Raw genomic sequence first — 8023 nt, 5'->3', positions numbered from 1 at the left:
CAGGATGGTGGGATCGTTCGGCGCCAGCGACAGCGCCCGCGCAATCGCGATCTTCGCCCGCGGCACGTCGCCCGCCGCGACCGCCAGCGTGGTCCGGAAATACCACAGGAACGGATCGCCGGGGACCAGCCGCGCGGCTTCTGCAGCGCGCGCCTCGGCGATGGCGATGTCGCCCGCCGCCTGAGCCGCCCGCGCCCGGTCGAGCAGCAATTCGCCGCGATCGAGCGCGGTGCCGCCGGGAATGGCGAGGCCCTGATCGAAATCCTTTGCCGCCCCGACGGCATCGCCGGCCTTGAGGCGCAGGTTGCCGCCGATCCCCCACAACGCGCGCGACCGGGTGGCGGTCGCCTGCGCTTCGGCGGTTTCGGCGGTCAGCGGCGCGGCGGCGGCGGCTGGCCCAGCGGTGGCGAGCAAAGGGGCGGTGGCGAGCAAAAGGGCGACAATCATGCGGCAGTCTCCACGAGCGGGGCGAGCAGCCGCAGCAGCGCATCGATCTCGCGCGGCTCCGACAGGCGATGTCCGCCGTCCTTGACCAGCAGCAGCTGGACATCGGCTGAACGCAATTGGCCGATCAGCTTCAACGGAACCCCGACCGGCACCGTCTCGTCCTTCTCTCCGTGGAGCAGTCGCACCGGGCAATCGACCGCGATCGGCAGCGACAACAGCCGCATCGCCTCGCCCGACTGCCAGAAGCCGCGGTGGGTGGTCCCGGGATCGGGTTTGCCTTCCTCGCGGTAAGGGTTGGGGCGAACGAGCTGGCCGTCGCGCAGCAGGGTAAGCTTGTCCTCGCTCGAAAAGCCCCAATCCGTAAAATCCGGCGCGGCGGCGATCCCGACCAGCGCGACGACGCGGTCGGGGCGCTTCAACGCCGCGTGGAGCGCGAGCCAGCCGCCCATCGACGAGCCGACGAGAACGAGCGGCCCCTCGGCCAGCAGGTCGATCGCCGCAACCACTTCGTCGAGCCAGCGGGCGAGCGTCCCGTCGGCGAACTCGCCGCCCGACGACCCGGTCCCCGAATAGTCGAGCCGCAGGCACCCGCATCCCGTCGCTTCGGCCAGGGCATCGACCGCGACCGCCTTTGTCCCATCCATGTCCGAAGCATAACCGGGGAGGAAGACGAGCGTTGGGCGGCGCGGGTCGGTGGCTGTCCGGTAGCGATAGGCGATGCGGCGGGCATTGCCCGGATCGAAATAGGCAAGGTCGGTCATTCGTCGACCTTAGCCAATCGACCGGCATTCGTCATTGCGGCAATCGACGGCGGCGGTGCGGCACCGAACCGAACGCGCGATGGGCGGCCCGCCGCTCGCTTTATCCATTCGTCGGCGAGGTGAAGATCGACTCGATCGGCAAGGCGAATAGTTCGGCGATGCGAAAGGCGAGCGGGAGCGAGGGGTCATACTTGCCGGTCTCGATCGCATTGACGCTTTGGCGCGAGACGGCGAGGCGATCGGCGAGGTCGCTTTGGCTCCAGTTGCGCTCGGCGCGGAGGACCTTGAGGCGGTTCAGCATGGCGCCGCGCCCGAGCCGAGCGTCACCCGATTGACCAGCGCGCCGACGCCAAGACCGACGAACCACAGCACGGCGACGTAGAAAGCATCGACGTGCCCAACCAGTCCGAAATTCTCGAAAAAGCCATAGATGGTGACGATGCTGAGCGTGAAGCCGGTGGCGATCAGCGACTGGCGGACGAGCACCATGCGGACATATTCGTCGGTCTCCTCGACCAGCAGCTTGCCATAGGCCCAGAACACCGCCGCAACCGCGATGCCCGGGATCAGCGCAAGCAGCCAGGCAAGCGGGTTGTCGTGGGGTATCTGGCCCTTGCCGACGAACTGGACCGCGGCAGGCAGCGACACCAGATAGACCCCCATCGCAAGGCCAACACGCCAAGTGTACGCGCGTTGAGCCGGAGAGCGAAAACGAATTGGCATGACAATGTTCCCTTTCAGTTTGTAAAGGGACATTTACATTCAGGTCGATATTTTGTCAAGCGACATTTACAATATGACAAGGTCGCTCGTTTGATGGCGGGTTGAGGGCGGACGCTGGCGCCGCTAGAGGCTGCCTATGTCCACCATGTTCAAAATTGTCCTTCCCGATGGTTCCATGCGCGAAGTGGCTGAGGGAAGCACGCCGGCAGACATTGCCGCCGCGATCGGCCCCGGCCTTGCCAAGGCAGCGCTGGCAGCGCGGGTCGATGGCGAACTGCGCGATCTCAACCGGCCGTTTGACGGCGACGCGAGCCTTGCCCTGGTCACGGCGCGCGACGAGAAAGATGCGCTCGAGCTGTTTCGGCACGACTATGCGCACGTACTTGCCGAGGCGGTGCAAAAACTGTTCCCGGGAACCCAGATCACATTCGGGCCGGCCACCGACGACGGTTTCTACTACGATTTCGCCCCGGCGCCGGGACGGGGCATGTTTACCGAAGAGGATCTGCCCGCGATCGAAGCCGAAATGCGCCGCATCATCGCCGCCGACGAGCCGCTGGTGCGCGAAGAGTGGCAGCGCGAGGATGTGCGCGCATTCTTCGAAAGGTCTGGCGAGCAGTACAAGGCCGAGTGGGTGATGGAGCTGCCCGAGGGCGAGGCGATCACCATGTATCGGTCGGGGCGCGCCGAGGATGCATGGATGGATTTGTGCCGCGGGCCCCATCTGCCCTCGACCGGGAAGCTCGACCCCAACGCGTTCAAGCTGACGCGGGTGTCGGGGGCGTACTGGCGCGGCGACCAGGCCAACCCGATGCTGAGCCGGATCTATGGCACGGCGTGGCTCAACAAGAAGCAGCTCGACGCGCATCTCGTCCGGCTCGAAGAAGCGGCCAAGCGCGACCATCGCCGGATCGGGCAGGAGATGGACCTGTTCCACCTCCAGGCCGAAGCGCATGGATCGGTGTTCTGGCACCCCAAGGGGTTTATCCTGTGGCGCGCGCTCGAAGCCTATATGCGGCGGCGATTGGACGCGGCGGGCTATGACGAGGTCAAGACCCCGCAGCTGATGGACGCGCGCCAGTGGGAGAAGTCGGGCCACTGGGGCAAATATCGCGAGAATATGTTCGTCGTGCCCGACGAGATCCCGCATGTTGGGGAAGAGGGCGTCGACGACGAGGTGCCGGTGCTCGCGGGGACGGGCGATCTGATGGCATTGAAGCCGATGAATTGCCCGGCGCACGTGCTGATCTTCAAGCAGGGCATCACGAGCTATCGCGACCTGCCGATCCGCATGGCCGAGTTCGGCTGCTGTCACCGCAACGAGCCGCACGGCGCGCTCCACGGGATCATGCGGGTGCGCCAGTTCACCCAGGACGACGCGCATATCTTCGTGCGCGAGGACCAGCTGATCGACGAGGTCCGCGACTTCTGCGACCTGCTCGACAGCGTCTATCGCGATCTCGGGTTCGACAGTTATGCGATCAAGCTGGCGCTGCGTCCGGAGAAGCGCTTCGGATCGGACGCGATGTGGGACTGGTCGGAGCAGAGCTTGCGCGACGCGGTCGGGGCGAGCGGGCGCGACACCGCCAAATATGGCTGGGAGGAATTGCCCGGCGAGGGGGCGTTTTATGCGCCCAAGCTCGAGTTCCACCTGACCGACGCGATCGGGCGCACGTGGCAGGTCGGCACGATCCAGACCGACACGGTGCTGCCCGAGCGGCTGGACGCCTCTTACGTCGGCGAAGATGGCGCGCGGCATCGTCCGGTTATGCTGCACCGCGCGATTTTGGGCACGTTCGAGCGGTTCATCGGCATCCTGATCGAGCATCATGCGGGGAAATTCCCGCTGTGGCTGTCGCCGGTCCAGGCGGTGGTCGCGACGATCGTGTCCGACGCGGACGGCTATGCCAGCGAGGTGCTGGCGAAGTTGAAGGCGGCCGGGATCCGCGCCGAGACCGACCTTCGCAACGAAAAGATCAACTACAAGGTGCGCGAGCATAGTCTCGCCAAGGTCCCGCTGCTGCTGGTCGTCGGCAAGCGCGAGGCCGAGGAGGGGACGGTCGCGATCCGCCGGCTGGGATCGGACGAGTACCAGAAGGTGATGAGCCTGGCCGACGCGGTGGCGATGATGGCGAGCGAGGCGGTGCCGCCGGATTTAAGATAGATTTTGTGTGCAGAACGGCACCGGCCCAGACAAAAAGCTATTGCATCGTCTGCCCTGAATCCGCGCCACCCGGCGCGAGGCGCTGGAACTGCATCAGCTGGACTACCAATTCGGCGCGGTCGGCCAGCGTCGGCGCCTCGAGCAGTGCCTGTTTCGCGCCGATGTCGAACGGCGCGACCTGGGCGATGGCGTTGACCAGCATCTCGTCGTCCAATCGCCCGACCGCGTCCCAGTCGACCATCAGCCCCAATGCGTCACCGAACTGCCGCGCCTCGCGCTCCACCGCCGCGCGCATTGCCAGCGCGAGTGGATCGGGATCGCTGTCGTCGAACTGGCCAAGCTCGATGTCGGCCTGGCGATAGCTCGTCCCGACGTCGGGTTCGGCGATCAGGCGAAAGCGCCGCGAGCCCTGCAGCACGACGTTGAACCGCCCGTCGTCGAGCTCCTCGACCCCGATCAGTTCGCCGACGCAGCCGACGCGATAGAGCGGCGGGTGGTCGCCCGGCTCGCTCGGCTGGATCATCCCGATCTGCGCCTTGCCCGCCAGCGCGTCGCGGATCATGTCGCGGTAGCGCTCTTCGAAGATATGAAGCGGCAACTGCGCGCGTGGGAACAGAATCGCGCCGGGGAGCGCAAAGATCGGGATCCGGACCGGCTTGGCACTCATGTGAACAGCAACGCCGACAGCCGCCGCCGCTGCGCGCGGCCCCACGGGTCCTCGTAACCGGCGGCCTCGAGCAATTGCAGCAGCCGCGCGCGCGCCGCGCCGTCATTGGCGGCGGGATCGCGCGAAATCGAATCGAGCAAGGCATCTGCCGCGCCGTCGCGGTCGCCACCGGCCATGTGCGCATTGGCAAGCTCGACCCGCGCGGCGTGGTCGTCGGGATCGGCGGCGATTTTTGCCTCGATCTCAGCGGTGTCGGCGCTGGCCAGCGGCACGTCGGACACCTCGAGCGCGGCGCGGGCGCGCTGGACCGCGGCGTTCTTCGCGACGTCGGCCGGCACCGCGTCGAGCACCGCGCGGGCCTCGTCGAACTTGCGGTCGGCGACCAGCGCGCGCACCAGCCCGCCGATCACCGCGGGATCGTCGGGCGCCATCTCTTGAATCTGGCGGAAGATCGATACCGCGCGCGGCGCATCGCTTGTCGCCAGCACCTCTTCGCCCATCGCGAGCAGCGGCTCGATCTGCGCCGCAAGGTCCTGCGCCGCGCCCTTTACCGGCAACTGGGCGAGGATCTGGTCGAGCGCTTTCTTGAGCTGCGCCTCGGTCCGATAGGCGGTCATGTCGGCGACCGGCTGGCCCTGGAACATCGCAAAGACCGTCGGGAGCGACTTGATGCGGAACTGCGCCGCGATCATCTTGTCCGTCTCGACGTCGATCTTGCGGAGCACCACGCCCTGGTCGGCATAGTCGGCGGCGACCTTTTCGAGCACCGGCGACAATTGCTTGCACGGGGCGCACCACTCGGCCCAGAAATCGAGGATGACGAGGCTGGTCATCGACGGGTCGATCACCTCGCGCTCGAACTTGGCGAGGGCCTCGCGTTCCTCCTCACTCATCCCAAGGGTCGCCAACGAAACGCCTCCAAGCCACTGTCGCTTGCCATATGTGCGCTTGGCGAGGGCGTCACAAGGGCGCGCATGCCGAGGCGGATGATGAGGCGGATCATGAGGCGGATGATGAGGCGGATGATGAGGCTGGGGCCGGTCGATGGCAAAGAAGGGTTGCCGCCCTCAAACCCCGATGCTAAGCGCCCCGCCTCACCCACCGTCCTCCCGCAAGGGCGGACCGGTTCGGCGCCGAGCGGGCGTAGCTCAGGGGTAGAGCACAACCTTGCCAAGGTTGGGGTCGAGGGTTCGAATCCCTTCGCCCGCTCCAGTCTTCAGCCAGAAATCCGTTGGAATCAGTCAACGGCCAGTCGCGCCCGGGTCACAGCGTGATGTTGTTGCCGCCATCCAGCTCGTGCTGGCGGATGACCGCGCGAACGACGTCGTTCATCAGGTTCATGCGGACGATCAGCGGGGTGGTGGTCTGTTTGATCATCACCGCGATGGCGTAGCTGCGCCCGTCGGGGGCGGTGACCACGCCGATGTCGTTATAGCCCGCCTGGACCGCGCCCAGCACCTGGCCGGTGCCGGTCTTGTGGCTGAGCGTCCAGCCGGGCTCGAGCCCGCCCTTAAGGCGGTTCGCGCCGGTCTTGGTGTGGCCCATCGTGCCGAGCAGGAAGGCGGTCGAGGAGGGGGACAGCAGTTGTCCGCGCTTGAGCCGGGCGAGCGCGTGCACGATCGCGGCCGGCGCGGCGCCGTCATAGGGCTCGTCGATGTAGCGCTGGAATAACGAACGGCGCAGCGACAGCGGCAGGGCGTTGCGGGCGCGTTCGAACCCGCCGCCGGTCGAAAAGTTCGGGCTCCACGTCAGCCCGGCGATCTTCGACTGCAGCGCGCGCTCGCCTTCATAGAAGCGGATCGCGCCGAGCCCCTTGGTGGCGATCATCGCGCGCACCGCCGACGGCCCGCCGACCGCGCGCATCAGCCGGTCGTTGCAGGTATTGTCGCTCATCGTGATGGCGTCGTTGAGCAGCCGGCCAAGCGTGGTCGTCTCGGCGCCCTTGTTGAGGATCGCCGCCGCGATCGGCTGGTGGAACAGGGTCAGGTCGGTGCGGGTCAGGGTGACAGGGTCGTCAAGCCGGACCGCGCCACGATCGACCGCGTCCATCGCGGTGATCGCGACCCACAGCTTGCTGACGCTTTGCTGGGGATAGAGTTCTTCGGAATGCCAGCCGGTCTGCCAGCCGTCGTCGACCGAGCGGACGGCGATGCCGATACGGCCACTAAAGCTGGCGCCGAGGGCCTGGATCCGGTCGCGCAGATAGGCCGGAGTCTGGGGAGCGTAGGCGACGGGGGAAGCGAGCGGCGGGGACTGCTGGGGGAATGACGGCTGGGGGTAAGGTATCTGATAGGGCATCTGGGCCATTGCCGCAGGGCCGGCGAGCAGCGCGCCGACCAGTCCGAGAGTCACTTTTGCCGTCATGCCCTACGCTACCTCTGCAATGTCGATCGCGGGTCTAGCCCGCCCAAGCTGACCGCCAGATGACCCGTGCCAAAGCGCAGGCGCGGGTTCAAGTCACTGTTTGAGGGTAGCGGCCGGGATCGGTGCGGGCGGCGGCGGTGCCTGAACCTGAGCCGGCACGGCAGTCGGGAGCAGCGCGGCGCTCTCAATCTCGTCGAGGGCGCGGTGGACGGCGACGAAGCGGCGCGCCGATGTGACCCATGGTTCGGCGCGGGCAACCCCGGGGAGGCGCATGGTTTCGGCCAGCGCGCCATCGACTTCGCCGCGGCGCAAGCGTTCCTCGGCGCGGTCGAAGCGGGCCTGGGGGCGGACCGACGGCATGTCGGCGCGCCGGATGCTGACGAGCGCGCCGAGCTCGCGGCGGACCCCAGTCCACCAGCTTTCCTCAGGTCCCGGGCGGCGCAGCGTATCGCCGAGCTGGTCATATTGGTCGATGAGGGCGTCGAGGCGGATCGGCTGGCGCGCGGCGGTGACAATGGTGGCGACGGCCTGTTCGTGGCCCGCGCCGAAGCGTTCGACCAGCAGAGGTTCGAGATAGCCGAGCGCCAGCCCGCGATCGACCGCGCGGCGGGCGGCGAAGGCAACGAGCAAGGCATCGGCGCGGCCGGCGGAGCCCTGTGCTCGCTGAGCGGCGTTCTCCACCGCAGCAAGGCGGCCCTCGACAGCGGCGAGACGCGCGGCCTCCTGCGGAGCTTCGACGATGGTCGCGTCTGCAGCGGGCTCTGGCGCGGTGCTGGCAAGGGGGCTGGCGGTGGGCGCAACCCCGAACAATTGCGCGGCGGGCGCCGAGCGGGCGAGCGCCCAGGTGGCGAGCGCGGCGCCGACGATCAGCAGCAGCAATGCGGCGGCGATGCGCGT

8 protein-coding genes, 1 tRNA gene and 1 pseudogene are annotated in these 8023 nt (G+C 67.4%); 2 read left to right on the top strand and 8 right to left on the bottom strand.

Annotation, left to right across the window (positions count from 1 at the left end; genetic code table 11):
- From Q0R27_RS04460 to Q0R27_RS04445, 4 genes and pseudogenes are all read right to left on the bottom strand, one after another.
- Nucleotides 1-447, bottom strand: a pseudogene (locus tag Q0R27_RS04460) (hypothetical protein); the annotation flags it as partial.
- Entirely contained in the window at nucleotides 444-1208 is a 765-nt protein-coding gene (locus Q0R27_RS04455; protein ID WP_293941380.1) for an alpha/beta hydrolase, read from the bottom strand. The pseudogene Q0R27_RS04460 and the gene Q0R27_RS04455, both read right to left, overlap by 4 nt.
- A gap of 100 nt (nucleotides 1209-1308) precedes the next feature.
- Nucleotides 1309-1509: a helix-turn-helix transcriptional regulator gene (locus tag Q0R27_RS04450; protein ID WP_293941377.1), complete on the bottom strand. Its 201-nt coding sequence runs from the start codon at nucleotides 1507-1509 to the stop codon at nucleotides 1309-1311.
- Nucleotides 1503-1871, bottom strand: a complete 369-nt coding sequence (locus tag Q0R27_RS04445) for a hypothetical protein (protein WP_293941374.1) — start codon at nucleotides 1869-1871, stop codon at nucleotides 1503-1505. Before Q0R27_RS04445 ends, Q0R27_RS04450 begins: the two co-directional genes overlap by 7 nt.
- Nucleotides 1872-2067: 196 nt before the next feature.
- On the opposite strand from Q0R27_RS04445, the gene thrS reads away from it, so the two are divergent.
- The gene (thrS, locus tag Q0R27_RS04440) at nucleotides 2068-4095 is read left to right on the top strand and encodes a threonine--tRNA ligase (protein ID WP_293941371.1); all 2028 of its coding nucleotides are present in this window, start codon (nucleotides 2068-2070) and stop codon (nucleotides 4093-4095) included.
- Between the two features lie 37 nt (nucleotides 4096-4132).
- Here thrS and Q0R27_RS04435 read toward each other — a convergent pair whose 3' ends face one another.
- Nucleotides 4133-4762, bottom strand: a complete 630-nt coding sequence (locus tag Q0R27_RS04435) for an LON peptidase substrate-binding domain-containing protein (RefSeq protein ID WP_293941368.1) — start codon at nucleotides 4760-4762, stop codon at nucleotides 4133-4135.
- On the bottom strand, nucleotides 4759-5670 hold the full coding sequence (locus tag Q0R27_RS04430; RefSeq protein WP_293941365.1) for a tetratricopeptide repeat protein: 912 nt from the start codon (nucleotides 5668-5670) through the stop codon (nucleotides 4759-4761). Before Q0R27_RS04430 ends, Q0R27_RS04435 begins: the two co-directional genes overlap by 4 nt.
- A 229-nt stretch (nucleotides 5671-5899) precedes the next feature.
- On the opposite strand from Q0R27_RS04430, the gene Q0R27_RS04425 reads away from it, so the two are divergent.
- Nucleotides 5900-5974, top strand: a tRNA-Gly gene (locus Q0R27_RS04425).
- Between the two features lie 51 nt (nucleotides 5975-6025).
- Here the strand turns inward: Q0R27_RS04425 and Q0R27_RS04420 are convergent.
- Both Q0R27_RS04420 and Q0R27_RS04415 read right to left on the bottom strand, forming a co-directional pair.
- Nucleotides 6026-7126 (bottom strand): serine hydrolase, encoded by a 1101-nt coding sequence (locus Q0R27_RS04420; RefSeq protein ID WP_293941362.1) that lies wholly within the window; start codon nucleotides 7124-7126, stop codon nucleotides 6026-6028.
- A 93-nt stretch (nucleotides 7127-7219) separates the two neighbouring features.
- Nucleotides 7220-8023 (bottom strand): hypothetical protein (locus Q0R27_RS04415; protein ID WP_293941359.1); only part of this gene is annotated, 804 nt, incomplete at its 5' end.

Origin of the sequence: Sphingomonas sp. (genome assembly GCF_025362505.1) — a bacterium.
In the GTDB taxonomy this organism is placed as follows: Bacteria; Pseudomonadota; Alphaproteobacteria; order Sphingomonadales; family Sphingomonadaceae; genus Sphingomicrobium.
The sequence above is the reverse complement of the archived record's forward strand: the minus strand, read 5'-3'. Positions and strand labels throughout refer to the sequence as shown.